The 17,598-nt window shown below is 42.5% G+C and carries 15 protein-coding genes; 4 read left to right on the top strand and 11 right to left on the bottom strand.

All coding sequences use genetic code 11. The features are described from left to right. Positions 1 to 95 precede the first annotated feature (95 nt). On the top strand, positions 96 to 1,682 hold the full coding sequence (gene prfC, locus CTN07_RS10445) for a peptide chain release factor 3 (protein ID WP_036764385.1): 1,587 nt from the start codon (positions 96 to 98) through the stop codon (positions 1,680 to 1,682). 106 nt (positions 1,683 to 1,788) lie between these two features. On the opposite strand, the gene rimI is transcribed toward prfC, so the two are convergent. The 5 genes from rimI to ubiT all read right to left on the bottom strand — a co-directional run bounded on the left by rimI (position 1,789) and on the right by ubiT (position 5,049). Beyond that, a complete protein-coding gene (gene rimI, locus CTN07_RS10440) occupies positions 1,789 to 2,235 on the bottom strand; it encodes a ribosomal protein S18-alanine N-acetyltransferase (protein ID WP_005301109.1) in 447 nt (148 codons plus the stop codon). Continuing rightward, a complete protein-coding gene (locus CTN07_RS10435) occupies positions 2,225 to 2,626 on the bottom strand; it encodes a DNA polymerase III subunit psi (protein WP_036764387.1) in 402 nt (133 codons plus the stop codon). Before CTN07_RS10435 ends, rimI begins: the two co-directional genes overlap by 11 nt. 124 nt (positions 2,627 to 2,750) lie before the next feature. Beyond that, a complete protein-coding gene (locus CTN07_RS10430; protein ID WP_005301112.1) occupies positions 2,751 to 3,848 on the bottom strand; it encodes a glycerol dehydrogenase in 1,098 nt (365 codons plus the stop codon). Between the two features lie 183 nt (positions 3,849 to 4,031). Further along, positions 4,032 to 4,538, bottom strand: a complete 507-nt coding sequence (locus tag CTN07_RS10425) for a GNAT family N-acetyltransferase (protein WP_036764389.1) — start codon at positions 4,536 to 4,538, stop codon at positions 4,032 to 4,034. After that, positions 4,528 to 5,049, bottom strand: a complete 522-nt coding sequence (ubiT, locus tag CTN07_RS10420) for a ubiquinone anaerobic biosynthesis accessory factor UbiT (RefSeq protein ID WP_036764391.1) — start codon at positions 5,047 to 5,049, stop codon at positions 4,528 to 4,530. The genes CTN07_RS10425 and ubiT overlap by 11 nt, the downstream gene beginning before the upstream one ends. A 195-nt stretch (positions 5,050 to 5,244) precedes the next feature. On the opposite strand from ubiT, the gene CTN07_RS10415 reads away from it, so the two are divergent. The 3 genes from CTN07_RS10415 (at position 5,245) to CTN07_RS10405 (ending at position 9,331) form a co-directional block, all read left to right on the top strand. Beyond that, on the top strand, positions 5,245 to 7,269 hold the full coding sequence (locus tag CTN07_RS10415; protein WP_005301118.1) for a sensor domain-containing protein: 2,025 nt from the start codon (positions 5,245 to 5,247) through the stop codon (positions 7,267 to 7,269). Between the two features lie 162 nt (positions 7,270 to 7,431). Next, the gene (gene ubiU, locus CTN07_RS10410; protein ID WP_005301121.1) at positions 7,432 to 8,439 is read left to right on the top strand and encodes a ubiquinone anaerobic biosynthesis protein UbiU; all 1,008 of its coding nucleotides are present in this window, start codon (positions 7,432 to 7,434) and stop codon (positions 8,437 to 8,439) included. A 13-nt stretch (positions 8,440 to 8,452) separates the two neighbouring features. After that, a complete protein-coding gene (locus CTN07_RS10405; protein ID WP_005301124.1) occupies positions 8,453 to 9,331 on the top strand; it encodes a U32 family peptidase in 879 nt (292 codons plus the stop codon). Positions 9,332 to 9,441: 110 nt separating this feature from the next. Here CTN07_RS10405 and nlpI read toward each other — a convergent pair whose 3' ends face one another. The 6 genes from nlpI to infB all read right to left on the bottom strand — a co-directional run bounded on the left by nlpI (position 9,442) and on the right by infB (position 17,596). Then, positions 9,442 to 10,353: a lipoprotein NlpI gene (gene nlpI / locus CTN07_RS10400; RefSeq protein WP_036764394.1), complete on the bottom strand. Its 912-nt coding sequence runs from the start codon at positions 10,351 to 10,353 to the stop codon at positions 9,442 to 9,444. A 119-nt stretch (positions 10,354 to 10,472) separates the two neighbouring features. Beyond that, positions 10,473 to 12,593, bottom strand: coding sequence for a polyribonucleotide nucleotidyltransferase (gene pnp / locus CTN07_RS10395; protein WP_005301130.1), 2,121 nt, complete (start codon positions 12,591 to 12,593; stop codon positions 10,473 to 10,475). Between the two features lie 350 nt (positions 12,594 to 12,943). After that, a complete protein-coding gene (rpsO, locus tag CTN07_RS10390; RefSeq protein WP_005301136.1) occupies positions 12,944 to 13,213 on the bottom strand; it encodes a 30S ribosomal protein S15 in 270 nt (89 codons plus the stop codon). A 125-nt stretch (positions 13,214 to 13,338) separates the two neighbouring features. Then, positions 13,339 to 14,286 carry a tRNA pseudouridine(55) synthase TruB gene (gene truB / locus CTN07_RS10385; RefSeq protein WP_005301139.1) on the bottom strand — a complete coding sequence of 316 codons (948 nt, stop codon included), beginning with the start codon at positions 14,284 to 14,286 and terminating at the stop codon, positions 13,339 to 13,341. A 2-nt stretch (positions 14,287 to 14,288) separates the two neighbouring features. Further along, complete coding sequence (rbfA, locus tag CTN07_RS10380; protein ID WP_005301142.1) at positions 14,289 to 14,690, bottom strand: 30S ribosome-binding factor RbfA; 402 nt, start codon at positions 14,688 to 14,690, stop codon at positions 14,289 to 14,291. 101 nt (positions 14,691 to 14,791) lie between these two features. Continuing rightward, positions 14,792 to 17,596 (bottom strand): translation initiation factor IF-2, encoded by a 2,805-nt coding sequence (gene infB, locus CTN07_RS10375; RefSeq protein WP_005301145.1) that lies wholly within the window; start codon positions 17,594 to 17,596, stop codon positions 14,792 to 14,794. Positions 17,597 to 17,598 lie beyond the last annotated feature (2 nt).

The following is a 17,598-nucleotide window of genomic DNA, read 5'->3' as shown; positions in this document are numbered from 1 at the left end:
ACAATAGACAGTAACTTTACTCTTTACTTTGCTGCGGTTTCGAAGCTTTCATGCAACGGCAGCAATTCGTACTTTTTGCAGAAAAGATCACGCTAATGTCGAACAGTTATCAAAGCGAAGTGGCTAAGCGCCGTACCTTTGCGATCATCTCTCACCCGGATGCGGGTAAAACCACCATTACCGAAAAAGTTCTATTATTCGGAAACGCGATCCAAAAAGCCGGTACGGTTAAAGGTCGTGGCTCTAACCAGCATGCAAAATCAGACTGGATGGAGATGGAAAAAGAACGTGGTATCTCAGTAACAACCTCTGTGATGCAGTTCCCTTACAATGACTGCCTAGTAAACCTACTTGATACTCCGGGACACGAAGACTTCTCAGAAGATACTTACCGTACGCTTACTGCTGTTGACTCCTGTTTAATGGTTATCGATGCCGCAAAAGGTGTTGAGGATCGTACTCGTAAGCTAATGGAAGTTACTCGTCTGCGCGATACGCCAATTGTTACTTTCATGAACAAATTGGACCGTGACATTCGTGATCCAATGGAACTGCTTGATGAAGTAGAAAATGAGCTAAATATCTCTTGTGCTCCAATTACTTGGCCAATTGGCTGTGGTAAAGAGTTCAAAGGTGTTTACCACATCCACCGCAATGAAACGATTCTGTACAGCACAGGTCAAGGCCACACTATCCAAGAACTTCGTACCATCAAAGGTTTAGATAACCCTGAGCTTGATGAACAAGTTGGTAACGATCTTGCAGAACAACTTCGTGAAGAACTTGAGCTTGTCATTGGTGCATGTCCAGAGTTCGATCAAGAGCTATTCCTTGCTGGTGAACTAACGCCGGTTTACTTTGGTACTGCACTGGGTAACTTTGGTGTTGACCATATGCTTGATGGTTTAACTGCATGGGCTCCACAACCACGCCCTCGTCAAGCAAATGAGCGCGAAGTGACCGCAGAAGAAGAAAAATTCTCGGGTTTTGTATTTAAGATTCAGGCAAACATGGATCCTAAACACCGCGACCGTATTGCTTTTGTTCGTATCGTATCGGGTACTTATACCCAAGGTATGAAAATGAACCACGTTCGTACGGGTAAAACAGTCAGTATTTCTGATGCTGTAACCTTTATGGCAGGTGACCGTGCTCGTGCCGAACAAGCTTTTGCCGGTGACATCATTGGTCTTCACAACCACGGTACGATTCAAATCGGTGATACATTCACTCAAGGCGAAGCACTGAAATTCTCAGGTATTCCTAACTTCGCTCCTGAATTGTTCCGCCGTATTCGCCTACGAGATCCACTAAAGCAAAAGCAGTTACTAAAAGGTCTGGTTCAGCTATCTGAAGAAGGTGCGGTACAGGTATTTCGTCCACTACAAAATAACGACCTAATTGTAGGTGCTGTTGGTGTGCTTCAGTTTGATGTAGTTGTGGCGCGTCTAAAAGCCGAATACAACGTAGAAGCTATCTATGAAGGCGTTAACGTGGCAACAGCTCGTTGGGTTGAGTGTGATGATGCGAAGAAATTTGAAGATTTCAAACGTAAGAACCAATCTAACCTAGCACTAGATGGTGGTGATAACTTAACTTATATCGCCCCAACTATGGTTAATCTAAACCTAGCGAAAGAGCGTTTCCCTGAAGTTGATTTCCGTGCAACTCGTGAGCACTAATCATAACTAACGTTCGATAATATTTGATAAACCGCCCGACTCTTGGGCGGTTTTTTATTGTTTCTTTCTACAATATTTCAATGAGTTGTAGCGTGATGTTTGAAAATCACATAAACATATATGTCATGATCAAAGCATCTTCTCGACCATCTTGGCTTGGATAATAGCCAACACGACGATTAATCTCATTAAAGCCGACATCTTCATACAGTTTATAAGCACTGACATTACTTTCACGAACTTCAAGCCAAATCTCTTCTGCTTGCTTAGCTTCTAGTTGTTCAATAAATCCTTCAAGCAAAATACGGCCATAACCCTTGCGTTGTTCGTTTGGATCAATGGCAATATTTAACAGAGTGCCTTCACCTGCGACTAATTGACCAAAACAGTACCCAACTAATTTATCGTCCACCAGCAAAGCGTAGTTTGCGGCAATTTTATTAGGCTCTTTGCGAACAATTGATTCAGCCCATGGAAATGCGTGAGCGGCCTGCTCAATACGCCAAACATCATCCAGATGCTGAGCTTGTAACGGAATAATTTTATGAGTCATAAGAACATATTTGCTGCCATAACGCCTTTTTCGAACTTGGGTCGTTATGCATAAGGTGAAGAGAGACAGAGTTTAATACCTGACAACCATCAGGATGAGCACCAGTACAACCAGCAAACCAACACCAAGTTAAATGGTGTTCACCGATTTGATCTAAAGCATCTAATGGCAACATCAGTGCTTGCTCTGGTGTTAATTTCATACTCTTTAAAATCTTGCCGAACAACCAAGCATCATGCTCACTCAGTTCATCGTTAGATACAAAAAGAAGTTTACACTGCTCAGGTAGCGTGATGGTTGGCACCTCTAAATTAGGAAAGAGCTCGGTATTGCGAATTTGCCATACCGTTAACCCCATCTCTTGCAATACCTGAATATCGCGTTGTTTCATTTTTGACTCTCTATGATGTCACGACAATAACGCTAGATCCTATCAAAGAGTGAAATGACAACCAACAAAAATGCTGATCCAAAGATCAGCATTTTCTTAATATTTCACAAATCAAAGAGTGCGATTAGTCGTGATAACGTTGAGCTAATGCATCAGCGGCCACAATTGCTTGATACACCTTCTGAGGATTTACTTTAACTGGCATGTTGCACATTGTATCGCCAGGTTCACATGCGATCTCAGCAACTTGACGCCAATCAGCTTCAACAAACTCAGTAACCCCAAAATCAGCCAAAGTTAGCGGTAGACCTGCGGTTTTCATTACATAAATGACATTTTCAATTTCTTCGGTATCTGCTTTTTCTAACACAAGCTGAACCAATAAACCGAACGCAACCTTTTCGCCATGTTGAATATGGTGAAGAGCAGGCAGTGCAGACATACCATTGCTGATTGCGTGTGCTGCCGCAAGACCGCCAGATTCTGCACCAACACCACTTAGGTAAATTGTTGCTTCAATCAACTCTTCTAGAGCAGGTGTGACAACATGATTACGTACAGCATCCATCGCCATCTCAACGTTTTCTAAAATAAGGTCATAGCACATCATCGCAAGACCAAGACCAGTACGAGAGACTTTTTTCTGAACTAGGTTTAAGCCATCTGCATAACAACACGCGCGCGCCTCAAAAAAGGTGGCAAGAGCATCACCAATACCTGCGGCAAAGAAACGAGCAGGTGCCGCACTAATAATAGCAGTATCGGCAATCACAGCATCTGGGTTTTGTGGTAGGAACAAATAACGGTTAAAAGAACCATCGGTATTATAAACTACAGATAGCGCAGTACATGGCGCGTCAGTAGAAGCAATGGTTGGGAAAATAATAACGGGTTTATGAGAAAAATGAGCAACGGCTTTAGCAACATCAAGTGTTTTACCACCACCGATACCAACAATCACATTAGCGCCTAACTCACGAGCCATATGATCTAAGCGACCAATTTCTTCATCAGTACATTCGTATTGGAATTTTTCGCTCGCGCCTTTTAATCCCGCGTCTTGTAGTGCTGGAATCGCTTCTTGGTTAACGCGATCTAAAATGAATTCATCACAGATTAAAAAAGCAGAATCACCAAAATCTTTCACATAATCTGGAAGTTGAGAAAGTAGATTTTGACCAATAATGAATTTTTTAGGAGAGGTAACACTACGTGGGATCATTGCCATATTCCTTCATAAAGCATTTGTAATACAAATAAACTACCACGTATTTGCACGCTGTTCCATATCAATTCCACATATCTTACTTCTCATTATTTGTCGCTTAAAGCATATTGCAAGATTTAGCTACTAAAAAAGCCACCCCATTACGGAGTGGCTCATCAAGCATCGGTTTTAATGATATTAAGCGAGCTCTGAAAACTCAACGCTATACTCAACCAAGCCTGTGTGGTTATTTAAGGCATCGTCATCAATCGCATACACTTGAAAAGCATCAGCAGGGACTTCCCACTGACAATGTAATTGATGAGCATTGGCAGGAGTAAAACCCGCTTTACCGTAGTAATTAGGATCGCCCAAGACCACCATAACTGGATAATAAAAATCAGCTAAAACACTTTTTGCTTCTTCAATTAAAGCCAGACCAATACCTTGCTTTTGATACTGGGGGTCAACCGCAAGTGGAGCCAAACCTTGCCAGTTAAGATCCTCTCCTGCCACAGTTACAGGGCTCATAAATAGATGCCCAATAACCTCTCCTTCATCAGTACAAGCAACGAGAGATAAAGTACGGCGGCCATTTTCACGCAGCGCCATAACTAAGTTTGCTTCTGCATCTGTTGGGAAAGCACGCTTTAATAACGCGTCAATCGGCAAAATATCCGCAGGAGCTTCCGATCTAATGAGCATTTACAACCTCTTTGGCATCATCGGCCTGATGCATCCCTTTATAGATAAAGTCAGCCGACTGCTGTAAGACAAATTGAACTGGAGCTGGTAGAGATTCTAAATCAATGCTGTCCATAAGATTTTTTACTTCAAGACCTAGCTCAGTATCCCCTTCAATACGAAGGCGACGCTGGAAGAATAGCGTATCAGGATCTTCTTTACGAGCAGCAATCAAAACTAAATCATTACATTCGCCACTGAAGCTAACATCTTCTTGCTCAACTTGTTCTGAGACTACCAGCTGCTCATTTTGGTAACTGATAAACCACTGCAAGCCCAAATCGCGAACTTCAACTTTTAACCAGCGATCTTCAAGAAACTCAAAATCACCGTCTTCCAAAGCTTCTTTAAAGACCATCCCAAGTGCTTCTAACATCACTTTTTTCTGAATCGAAAATGGGGTTAATTTAGCAGGGATACGAAGCAATGAAGGGCCATATTGCACCATATGTTTTCGAAGTTGAGCAATCACGTTAATTTGTTCCTGTAATAACATCGCAATGAATGATTGATTGTATGGCAGAGTAGTGGTTTTGTTTTATGCCTTGAATCAAAAAACGACACTATAGTCGCTAAAGTTTCTCGATTTTCATCAGACACATAATGTAGTAAAAAGTATAGCGACGATGTGAACTGCTACTTTAATATAGGGAAATCATTAAAAACGATGCCAACAGAACAATTACAATATTGGGTTCCTCTACTTACCGATCACAGTCCATACCTATTTGCTATTATTGATTCTCAGCACAGATATGTCATTGTTAATCAAGGTTATTGTAATCTAAGCGGTCTAGAACGAAATGATCTAGTTGGGCGTAACGATAGTGAAGTGCTCGGAGCCTCATATTACCGCTCTCTCGAACCTTATTATCAGCGCGCATTCCAAGGCGAATTAATTGAAACAGAAGTGCTATTAGAAGATAGTCATCATGAGACCAGTGTTCAATTTACCCTTTGTCCCCTCAAAAATAATAATGATGCTATCTCTTATGTTGCGGTCTATTCGCATGACACATCCGAGAGACAGCTTTTAGTCAATAGTCTAGATGAACAAGAGTCTCTATTTAATAAAATCAATGAATTGGTGGATGATGGTCTCTGTATTATTTCCGATATGATGATTACTAAAGCCAATACCGCATGTGCCCAGCTACTTGGCTTTAGTAAACCTCATGAAATTGTTGGAAAACCGCTAGACCAATTGTTATGTGATGACACCAATACACCTTATCATCTACAGCAAATCATTTGGAAAAAAACACTCTACCCAAGTAAAAACAGTGCGATAGAACAACCTGTTTTAGCCAGCTCAACCCCTATTACTCTTGTGGGATCCCCTGCTTATTTACTGAAACTGGAAAAGCCTAACACTCAACCAGAACAACAAGAGCATATAGAACAACTGATCCATACCGATCCTTTGACTGGGTTATACAATCGACACGGCTTTACTCGTCAGCTAGAGCAACATATTCAGCAGCAAATACCACTGTTGATGCTCTACCTTGATATTGATAACTTCAAAAATATCAATGATTCTCTAGGCCATAATATTGGGGATCGTGTTCTCCAGGAGATTGGTAATCGCCTTAGTCACCTATTACCTAAACACGCTATTATTGGTCACTTAGGGGGAGATGAGTTTTGTGTTCTATTGCCTCAAGCAGATTCAGAGTTTAGTGGTGAGCAACTTTGTCAAAATGTGATCAATCAAATCAACCAACCTTTTGATCTACACCATTTTCGAAAACATTTAGCCTGCTCAATCGGTTTGGTGCAATACCCTGGTGATGGTAACGATGCCCGAATCTTATTACAAAACGCCGATACCGCGATGTATGAAGCCAAACATCGTGGCCGTAACCGTTTTATTAAGTTCGATGACGCCATGAACAAAGAAGCCCGTATGCGACTTTGGCTTGAAATTGAGCTGCAAAAAGCACTACAGAATCAAGGGCTCGAAGTTTGGTATCAACCAAAGGTAAATGCACGAGACTTTGCAATTAACGGTGCAGAAGCATTGGTGCGATGGAAACACCCCGTAGAAGGTTATATTAGCCCGGCCCAGTTTATCCCCGTTGCAGAAGAATCAGGACTTATTGAACAATTAGGTCGTGTCGTTATGCGCGAAGTTTTTTCCACTGTTAAGAAATGGAAAGACCGAGGCCTTATGCCAGGCAGAGTCGCTATTAACTTATCGCCTCAACAATTTGGCAACCCAAGCCTTATCGCCTTTATGAAACAACTTAAGTTTCAAACAGGCATTAATCCTGATGATATTACATTTGAGCTTACAGAAAGTGCAGTTATGAGTGACAGCGAACACACTATTTCGATGCTCAAAGCCATTAAACAACTCGGTTTTGCTCTTTCTATTGATGATTTTGGCACAGGTTACTCTTCACTATCATATTTAGCGCGTTTCCCTCTCGATGAACTTAAAATCGATCGCGCTTTTATTAAAGATATTGATGAAGTACCAAAGCAAGTCACCTTAATTGAAAATATCATCAATTTAGGTAAGGCATTAAACATGAGTTTAGTGGCAGAAGGCGTTGAGACAAGAGAGCAAGCAATCTTACTATCGAACTTAAATTGTGATTATATTCAAGGGTTTCACTTCTATCGACCACAACCTAAACAAGAGCTTGAGGGCGTACTTTTGCAAAATAAACACAGAAGTGAATAAAATTGCGAACAGAGTATAAACTTTGTAAAAAATTGTTCTAAATCAACAAAAACCTGCCTGACATCAAAACTGTTGCAGGAAAAGCCACCTATATTGACCCCATGATTGATTACTATGCACCTTCAATTAGGTGCGTAGAAAAGACTGGATGATAAATATAATATGGAGCTACTTTGCCCCGCTGGTAACCTTCCAGCCTTAAAAACGGCAGTTGATAATGGTGCAGATGCGGTTTATATCGGTTTCAAAGATGATACTAATGCCCGCCATTTTGCAGGTCTAAATTTTACGGGACGAAAATTAGATAAAGCAGTTGAATACATTCGAGATCATAACCGAAAGCTGCATGTTGCCCTAAATACCTTTGCTCACCCAGACGGTTTCTCTCGTTGGACAAAAGCGGTCGATAATGCAGCAGCAATGGGCGTTGATGCGCTGATTGTGGCTGATATTGCTGTCCTTGAATATGCAGCAACACGCTATCCAGATCTTGAACTGCATCTGTCGGTTCAAGCATCAGCAACCAATACCGCAGCCATCGATTTTTATAAGCAGAACTTTAATGTAAAGCGGGTGGTACTGCCTCGCGTACTATCGATTCATCAAGTTAAGCAATTAGCGCGCAATACCGATGTTGAACTCGAAGTGTTCGCATTTGGTAGCTTATGCATTATGTCGGAAGGTCGTTGCTATCTCTCTTCGTACATGACAGGTGAATCGCCTAATACTGTCGGTGCTTGTTCTCCAGCCAAATATGTTCGCTGGCAAGAAACCAACCAAGGTCTTGAATCTCGCTTAAATGAAGTGCTAATTGACCGCTATAGCGCAGGGGAAAACGCAGGTTACCCGACGCTATGTAAAGGCCGCTTTGACGTTAATCTCGATGGCAACGATAAACGCTATCACGCACTAGAAGAACCGACCAGCCTTAACACTTTAGAGATCTTACCTGAGCTCTTTAAAGCCAATATTGCCTCGGTGAAAATCGAAGGTCGTCAACGTAGTCCTGCTTATGTAGAGCAAGTGACTCGTACTTGGCGTGCAGCCATTGATCGCTATTTAGCAAATCCTGAAGGTTACAGCGTTGATCCGGCTTGGAATCAGTGTCTAGGTAATGTCTCAGAAGGCCGCCAAACTACGCTTGGTGCATATCACCGTAAATGGCAATAATTAAGGAAGCACAATGAAATATGCATTAGGCCCTATTCTTTATTTTTGGCCAAAAACAGACGTAGAAGCTTTCTATCAGCAAGCACAAAGTGCCAATGTTGATATTATTTATCTTGGTGAAACCGTTTGTTCTAAACGTCGTGAAATGAAAGCGGCAGACTGGTTTGAGATTGCTAAATCGTTAGCCGATAACGGTAAACAAGTGGTGCTCTCTACTATGGCTTTGCTTGAAGCGCCAAGTGAAGTCAATGTAATGAAAAAATACATTGATAACGGCGATTTTATTATTGAGGCTAACGATGTCTCTGCGATTCAATTGGCTCATGAGCATCGAGTCCCGTTTGTTGTCGGTCCTGCGGTTAACTGCTACAACGCCCAAACACTTAACCTGTTCCTTAAAAAAGGGATGACACGTTGGTGTATGCCCGTTGAGCTATCTCGTGATTGGTTACAAAACACTTTAGCTGAATGTGAGCAATTGGGGATTCGCGGACAATTTGAAACCGAAGTCTTTAGCTATGGCTATTTACCACTAGCCTATTCTGCCCGTTGCTTCACCGCGCGCGCCGAAGACCGTGCAAAAGACGATTGTGAAACCTGCTGTATCAAGTACCCAACTGGCATTACAGTAAAGAGCCAAGAGTCACAGAAAGTCTTCACATTAAACGGCATTCAAACACAATCAGGTTACTGCTATAACTTAATTAATGATCTGCAAGGGATGCAAGAATTAGTCGATGTGGTACGTCTTAGCCCATTAGGCGTCGATACCTTAGGTTTGGTTGATGAGTTCCGTCAAAATGAACAAGGACAAAATCGCCATACTCTTGCCGATGGTCACCAATGTAACGGCTACTGGCACAATTTAGCAGGCTTAAATATTCAGTCGTAACACTCGTCTGTATTTACCGTCTATTGATACAATAAAACCGCACAAGTGATTAGCTTAGTGCGGTTTTTATCTAGATAGCAGTTGCTGTATGAATAGTTTTAGCTTTTATGCTATTCGTTATTACTTTCAATACCATTGCCATTGGTCGTTTGTAGCGCTTGAGCTTGTTGCTGCTCTTCATCAGCCATTAACGCCAACTCCAGTAATGCATAGCGGTGCTCAACATATTCATAGACATTTCCTGCTAAGGCTAACTTAAACAAATTAGCAGCGGCATCTTCATCCCCTTGCAACTGATACTGCTTCGCCAAATAAAAATAGCCTTCAGTTAAATGCTCAGCTAACTGTTGATTATCTTGGCTTTGTTCAGCGATATCTGCGATAAACTGTCCTTCACTGATTTTACCAATCAGCAGTTGAGCAATATTCCAGCCCCAATCTTTTTTATTACTGACATTATATTGATATTGCAACTGACGTGCAGCTTGTTGCGGCTGAGTTTTTACATCTACAAGATAGAGCCAAATAGCGCGATATGGATCATTTTTATCTTGTAAATAATGTTGATACAACTCTTGATGAGCTAACTCTAATCGCTCACCATAATAAAGAGCGATACCTAAATTACGCTGTGCATAAGGGTGTGAGGGTTCTAAATCTAATGTGGAATCAAATGCTTCATAAGCGGCATCAAACAAACCCACTTGAGTAAGATAAACCCCAAGAATATTGTACAAATCCGCTTGTTTAGGATTAATTGAAAGTGACTGAGCAAAGTCCATTCGAGCCAGATCTTTAATACCTAAACTGTCATAAACTAATCCACGTTGAAGATACAGTTGAGCAACTTGTTTATCCGTTAACTCTTTTTGGCCAAGTAGTTGCTCTATACGGGCAAGTTGGATCTGCTGTTGCATTGTCGCTTGGAAGGGCACAGCCATCGGTGGAATATTCCAATGAACTTGCGAGGTGCCAGCGCAACCAGACAGAGCAAGGACCACACTTACCACGGCAAATTTCATCTTCTTTAGCAAAGTCCCACTCCCTCGTTCAACAATAGGCATACTCAAGTATCATACCCTGATATCAAAAAAGGGGCTACTAGAGCCCCTTTTAATTTTATTTAACTAAATCGGTAAGATTAGTCTTTTGGCTGCTCGTCTTGAGCTGGTTGCTCTGCAGGTTGCACAGCTTCTTTCATGCTTAGACGGATACGGCCTTGACGGTCAATTTCAAGAACCTTAACTGGAACTTCCTGACCTTCTTTTAGGTAATCAGATACTTTCTCTACGCGCTCTTGAGAGATTTGAGAGATGTGAACTAGACCTTCTTTAGTACCAATTACAGATACAAACGCACCGAAATCAACGATACGAGTTACTTTACCTGTGTAGATACGGCCAACTTCAACATCTGCTGTGATCTCTTCAATACGACGAATTGCTTCTTTCGCTTGTAGACCATCTGTTGCAGCAATCTTCACAGTACCGTCATCTTCGATTTCGATAGTTGTGCCAGTCTCTTCAGTTAGAGCACGGATTACAGCACCACCTTTACCAATCACATCTTTGATCTTCTCTGGGTTGATCTTCATAGTGTGAATGCGAGGTGCAAACTCAGAGATATCATCACGAGGAGCGTTAATTGCGTTGTCCATTACGCTAAGGATGTGCATACGCGCACCTTTTGCTTGGTTCAATGCAATTTGCATGATCTCTTTAGTGATACCTTCAATTTTGATATCCATCTGAAGTGCAGTGATACCGTCATCAGTACCAGCTACTTTAAAGTCCATATCACCTAGGTGGTCTTCATCACCAAGGATATCTGAAAGAACAACAAAATCATCGCCTTCTTTCACAAGACCCATTGCAATACCAGCAACAGATGACTTAATTGGCACACCAGCGTCCATAAGCGCTAGAGAAGTACCACATACAGAAGCCATTGAAGAAGAACCGTTAGATTCTGTGATTTCTGATACTACACGTACAGTGTATGGGAACTCATCGATTGATGGCATTACAGCGGCAATACCACGCTTCGCTAGACGACCGTGACCAATTTCACGACGCTTAGGAGATCCTACAAAACCAGTTTCACCCACACAGTATGGAGGGAAGTTGTAGTGTAGTAGGAAGTAATCTTTCTTCTCACCAGTTAGCTCATCGATGATCTGAGCATCACGTTGAGTACCAAGCGTTGCTGTAACAAGCGCCTGAGTTTCACCACGAGTAAATAGTGATGAACCATGAGTACGAGGAAGAACACCTGTGCGTACATCAAGTGCACGAACCATATCAACTTCACGGCCATCAATACGTGGGTTACCCGCGATGATGCTGCGACGTACAACCGTCTTCTCTAGATCGTGGAAGATAGTGTGAACTTCTTTAGTGTTCACTTCTAGGTCTTCAGAAAGTAGCACTTCGTTTACTTCATCAGCAATCTCATGAATGCGATCGTAACGAGCCATCTTTTCAGTGATTTGGTAAGCTTCAACTAGCTTAGCTTCTGCTAGTTCTGCAATCTTATTCTTAAGTACTGTGTTCTCTTCAGGAGCAATCCAATCCCAAGCTGGAGTTGCAACTTCTGCTGCGAACTCGTTGATAGCATTGATCACTGTTTGCTGTTGGTCATGACCAAATACAACAGCTTGTAGCATTTGCTCTTCAGATAGACGGTCAGCTTCTGACTCAACCATCAATACTGCGTCTTTAGTACCAGCAACAACAAGATCTAGACGGCTTTCTTCTAGTTCTACATTGCTTGGGTTTAGAACGAACTGATCGTTAATAAAACCAACACGTGCTGCACCGATAGGACCATTAAATGGAATACCAGAAATAGCAAGAGCCGCAGAAGTACCGATCATTGTGATGATGTCTGGGCTAACATTTGGGTTTACAGAAACAACTGTTGCAATTACTTGAACTTCGTTCTTGAATGCATCAGGGAAAAGTGGACGGATTGGACGGTCAATCAGACGAGCTGTTAGTGTTTCGCCTTCAGATGGACGACCTTCACGCTTGAAGAAACCACCAGGGATTTTACCTGCAGCGTATGTACGCTCTTGGTAGTTAACAGTTAGCGGGAAGAAGTCTTGACCTTCTACTGCTTCTTTTTTACCAACCACAGAAACAAATACAGAAGTATCGTCCATGCTTGCCATTACAGCAGCAGTCGCTTGGCGCGCCATAACACCAGTTTCAAGGGTAACAGTGTGGTTACCGTACTGGAACGTTTTTACAATAGGATTCACTTGAATTTCCTTACAAATAATTTCCGCCTTTTGTGCCAGTTAAGTATATCTAACTGACCTCAAAAATGCGTTATTTTTGAACCCTTCTTTAGCGTTATTTTATGTGCCGCGACTAATAAAAAGACTCAGTAAAGATATTTTGAGCACTTTTATTAGCCGCGACCTCATGGTCGACGAAATTGACTCACAAAATAGAGCATAAAGAAGATTTATCCGCGTCTATCATACGCTCACTGTACACTGCTGCAAGTTTCTCTCATCGAGAATGGGATCACTCAACAAATACAGCAAAGATTTATGGACGCCAAATAAAAAGAAAGGAGCCAAAAGGCTCCTTTCTAAAAGCTATCTTAGCGACGTAGGCCTAGACGCTTGATTAGGTCTTGGTAACGATCTAGGTTCTTACCTTTTAGGTAATCTAGAAGTTTACGACGACGAGAAACCATGCGTAGAAGACCGCGACGGCTGTGGTGGTCGTGTTTGTGGTTAGCAAAGTGACCTTGAAGGTGGTTGATTTGTGCTGTTAGCAGTGCAACCTGAACTTCAGGAGAACCAGTGTCGTTTTGACCTTGCGCGTATTCAGCAACGATTGCTGCTTTAGTTTCTGCATTCAGAGACATAACTCATTCCTAATACAAAATAGTTTTTTAATTTGTGTCAGCCAATCTCTGATTCAGCCGACACCCGAGCCGCGGATTATACGTGGCGTTATCAGGGACTACAAGAAATATTTCAAGATTCGAGATTACGCTTCTGCTTGCTGTTCGGCAATAACACGCTTTGGTGCTAGCATCCCTTTTTCAATGGTACCCACACCAATAAAATCGCGTTTCTCACCAACGGTAATACGAACTAGCGTACCTTCTTCAGGGATACGAGCAGCTCGAACCGGATTACCATGTAAAGCATAAACAGCTTGAGCAGGTAAGATATTCACTTCAGGAAGATCTTGTACGGCAGTATCTGTTGGTAATAGCAAGGTATCAAGCACAGTATGAGGATCAATACCCTTTTCTTTTGTTTGATCAGCTAACAGAGCAAGCTGCTCAATAGTTACCATACGATCAACCGGATAATGCGAAACACCAATACGGCGTAGCATGATCACATGAGCACCACAACCTAGCATTTCACCCAGATCATCAACGATTGTACGGATGTATGTACCTTTTGATACATGAAGTTCCATTTCAACTTCATTGCTATCAAAACGCAGTAAATCTACAGAGTAAACCGTAATTTTGCGAGATTCACGAGGGACCTCAACACCTTCACGAGCATACTCATAAAGTTTACGGCCTTTGTATTTTAATGCTGAATACATTGATGGGATCTGATCTGTTGTACCGCGGAATTTTGCAATACAACGTTCAAGTTGGCCTCGATCTACTTTTACATCACGAGTCTCTACCACTTGTCCATCAGAATCAGAGGTATCAGTACGCTCACCCAATTTCGCAATAACACGATAGCGCTTATCAGAATCTAATAGAAACTGAGAAAACTTGGTCGCTTCACCAAAACAGATAGGCAACATGCCCGTCGCCAAAGGATCGAGTGCTCCAGTATGTCCGGCTTTTTGCGCAAAGAAGATACGTTTTACTTTTTGTAATGTATCGTTTGAACTGATCCCAGTTGGTTTATCAACTAAAATCACACCATCAATTGGACGGCCCTTACGACGACGTGCCATGCTTATTCCTCGTCTTGTTTTTGATCATCATCTGCCACATGACGAACTTCATCGTCACGAACCACTTTACTAACTAGGTTAGAGATACGCATACCTTCAGTTAGTGATTGATCAAAAATAAATGTCAGTTCAGGAGTCACACGCAAGCGAATCTGTTTACCCAATAGTGAACGGATATATGGCGCTTTTTCACGAAGAATCGCTAAGCTCTCTTCTTCACTTTGATCACCAATTGCGAAAAAAGTGACATAAACTTTTGCGTAACCCATATCACGTGATACTTCAACGCTTGAGATTGTCGTCATTGCTAGACGAGGCTCTTTTAGTTCACGTTGCAAAATCACTGCTAGCTCTTTTTGTAGCTGCTGAGCAACGCGCTGTGTACGGCTAAATTCTTTTGCCATAATTTGCTCTCTCTAAGATATCTGCTCTTGAAAGAATGGGGAGCCAAAGCTCCCCATAACATAATAATCGTTAAATTCTTAACTACTTTGAACTTTAAAAATTAGTCAAGAGTACGTTGAATTTCTACGATTTCATAAACTTCGATCTGGTCACCAACGCGAACGTCATTGTAGTTCTTAACGCCGATACCACACTCGTAGCCGTTCTTAACTTCGTTAACGTCATCTTTAAAGCGACGTAGCGACTCAAGTTCACCTTCGTAGATAACCACGTTATCACGTAGAACGCGAATAGGGTTGCTACGCTTGATAGTACCTTCAGTAACCATACAACCTGCGATTGCGCCAAGTTTAGGTGACTTAAATACATCACGAACTTCAGCAAGACCAATGATCTCTTGCTTGAATTCAGGAGAAAGCATACCGCCCATTGCCGCTTTAACTTCGTCAATTAGCTGGTAAATGATTGAGTAGTAACGAAGGTCTAGGTTTTCAGCTTCGATTGTCTTACGAGCAGATGCATCAGCACGAACGTTGAAGCCAAGGATGATAGCATTAGACGCTGCTGCAAGTACTGCATCAGTTTCTGTAATACCACCAACACCAGAACCTACGATGTTCACTTTAACTTCGTCAGTTGATAGCTTACGTAGTGAGTCTGCAATTGCTTCTACAGAGCCCTGTACGTCAGCTTTTAGAACTACGTTAAGTTCAGCAACTTCACCAGCAGCCATGTTAGAGAACATGTTCTCTAGTTTCGCTTTCTGTTGACGAGCTAGTTTAACATCACGGAACTTACCTTGACGGTATAGTGCAACTTCACGAGCTTTACGCTCATCACGTACAACTGTTGCTTCGTCACCAGATGCTGGAACGCCAGATAGACCTAGGATTTCAACAGGAATAGATGGACCTGCTGATTCAATTTCTTGACCTAGCTCATCACGCATTGCACGAACACGACCATACTCAAGACCACAAAGAACGATATCGCCTTTATGTAGAGTACCTTCTTGAACAAGTACGGTTGCAACAGGACCACGACCTTTATCTAGACGTGATTCAACAACAACACCTTTTGCCATGCCATCTTCAATTGCTGTTAGTTCAAGAACTTCAGCTTGAAGAAGGATTGCTTCAAGAAGACCATCGATGTTAGTACCTTGCTTAGCAGAGATATGAACAAAGATATTCTCGCCGCCCCACTCTTCAGGAATAACGTCATATTGAGCAAGCTCATTCTTAACGTTATCTGGGTTAGCACCTTCTTTATCGATCTTGTTCACAGCAATAATCAAAGGAACACCTGCCGCTTTCGCATGCTGGATTGCTTCGATTGTCTGTGGCATAACGCCATCGTCGGCAGCAACAACAAGAACAACGATATCTGTCGCTTGAGCACCACGAGCACGCATTGCAGTAAACGCTGCGTGTCCAGGAGTATCAAGGAAAGTGATCATGCCATTGTCAGTTTGAACGTGGTATGCACCGATATGCTGTGTGATACCGCCCGCTTCGCCAGCGGCAACGTGAGCTTTACGAATGTAGTCAAGAGTCGATGTTTTACCATGGTCAACGTGACCCATGATAGTAACAACAGGAGCACGAGATACTTTAGCAAGATCATCTGCATTACGATCAGATAGTACTGCTTCTTCTAGCTCATTTTCTTTACGAAGAATAACCTTGTGGCCCATTTCCTCTGCAACAAGTGCTGCAGTTTCTTGGTCAATCACTTGGTTGATAGTCGCCATTGCGCCCATCTTCATCATCACTTTGATAACTTCAACGCCTTTTACAGACATCTTGTTAGCAAGTTCAGATACAACGATTGTTTCGCCGATAACAACATCTTGTTTTGCAACAACAGCTGTTTTATCAAAACCATGCTGCATTGAAGTTGGTTTAGCCATTTGACCTTTACCACGACCACCACGTTGGTTACGGCCGCCGCGACGGTTGTTACCACCGTTACGATCTTCTTGCTGTTGCTGTTGTTTCGCAGAAGGTTTTTTCTTCTTACGACGGTTACCTTCTTCACGACGGTCTTGCTCATCTTCTGCAGCACGTGCGTAAGTTGAAGTTGTCGTGTGGTAATCAGATTTTTCCATTTCTAGGCCAGAAGTATTCTTTTCAGCCCAGTTTTTCTCATTTTGTTCTGCCATCTTGCGTGCCTCTTCTAGCTGACGCTGACTCTCTTCTTCGGCTTTACGCTTGGCTTCCTCTTCCCGGCGACGTTGTAGCGCCTCAGCTTCTTTCTTAGCCTGTTCATCAGCGACGGCGCGCTTAGCCTTTTCTTCGGCTTTACGCTTTTCCTCTTCGGTACGTTTAGCTTGTTCCCCAGCTTCACGCTTAGCTTGTTCTTCAGCAAGGCGTTGAGCATCATCCGCGTCACGCTTTGCTTTTTCCTCAGCTTCGCGTTTGGCTTGTTCTTCTGCTAAACGCTTCTCTTCAGCCGCACGGTTCGCCTGTTCTTGGGCTTCACGTTTGGCCGCCTCCTCTGCATCACGCTGAGCAATGGCTTCTGCTTCACGTTGAGCGGCTTCGTTTACAGCATTTTTTGCAGCTTCTTCTGCTGCACGCTGCTCTTCTTCAAGCGCTGAACGTTTAACATAGGTGCGCTTTTTGCGCACCTCTACTTGAACACTTTTGTTCTTACCACCAGAGCCAGAAACACTTAATGTACTTCTTGTCTTGCGTTGGAGAGTAAGGCGAGTTGGAGCTCCATCAGCACTAACATTTCCACCATGCTCTTTTTGCAGGTGACTCAGTAGTGTCTGTTTTTCGGTCTGGCTTACATTATCATCAGCTTTTTTTGCAATACCTGCATCAGAAAGCTGTTGAAGTAAACGGTCAATCGGCGTACCAATTTCATCCGCTAATGTTTTAACTGTAACCTCTGACATAG

Source organism: Photobacterium damselae (genome assembly GCF_003026815.1).
GTDB lineage: Bacteria > Pseudomonadota > Gammaproteobacteria > Enterobacterales > Vibrionaceae > Photobacterium > Photobacterium damselae.
This window is presented reverse-complemented; position numbering and strand designations above follow the sequence as displayed.

What these genes read in the sequence shown, in the direction of transcription:
- prfC (WP_036764385.1), top strand. Translation starts at nt 96, where the DNA reads ATGTCGAACAGTTATCAAAGCGAAGTGGCTAAGCGCCGTACCTTTGCG.
- rimI (WP_005301109.1), bottom strand. Translation starts at nt 2,235, where the DNA reads ATGACTCATAAAATTATTCCGTTACAAGCTCAGCATCTGGATGATGTT.
- CTN07_RS10435 (WP_036764387.1), bottom strand. Translation starts at nt 2,626, where the DNA reads ATGAAACAACGCGATATTCAGGTATTGCAAGAGATGGGGTTAACGGTA.
- CTN07_RS10430 (WP_005301112.1), bottom strand. Translation starts at nt 3,848, where the DNA reads ATGATCCCACGTAGTGTTACCTCTCCTAAAAAATTCATTATTGGTCAA.
- CTN07_RS10425 (WP_036764389.1), bottom strand. Translation starts at nt 4,538, where the DNA reads ATGCTCATTAGATCGGAAGCTCCTGCGGATATTTTGCCGATTGACGCG.
- CTN07_RS10415 (WP_005301118.1), top strand. Translation starts at nt 5,245, where the DNA reads ATGCCAACAGAACAATTACAATATTGGGTTCCTCTACTTACCGATCAC.
- ubiU (WP_005301121.1), top strand. Translation starts at nt 7,432, where the DNA reads ATGGAGCTACTTTGCCCCGCTGGTAACCTTCCAGCCTTAAAAACGGCA.
- CTN07_RS10405 (WP_005301124.1), top strand. Translation starts at nt 8,453, where the DNA reads ATGAAATATGCATTAGGCCCTATTCTTTATTTTTGGCCAAAAACAGAC.
- nlpI (WP_036764394.1), bottom strand. Translation starts at nt 10,353, where the DNA reads ATGAAATTTGCCGTGGTAAGTGTGGTCCTTGCTCTGTCTGGTTGCGCT.
- rpsO (WP_005301136.1), bottom strand. Translation starts at nt 13,213, where the DNA reads ATGTCTCTGAATGCAGAAACTAAAGCAGCAATCGTTGCTGAATACGCG.
- truB (WP_005301139.1), bottom strand. Translation starts at nt 14,286, where the DNA reads ATGGCACGTCGTCGTAAGGGCCGTCCAATTGATGGTGTGATTTTAGTT.
- rbfA (WP_005301142.1), bottom strand. Translation starts at nt 14,690, where the DNA reads ATGGCAAAAGAATTTAGCCGTACACAGCGCGTTGCTCAGCAGCTACAA.
- infB (WP_005301145.1), bottom strand. Translation starts at nt 17,596, where the DNA reads ATGTCAGAGGTTACAGTTAAAACATTAGCGGATGAAATTGGTACGCCG.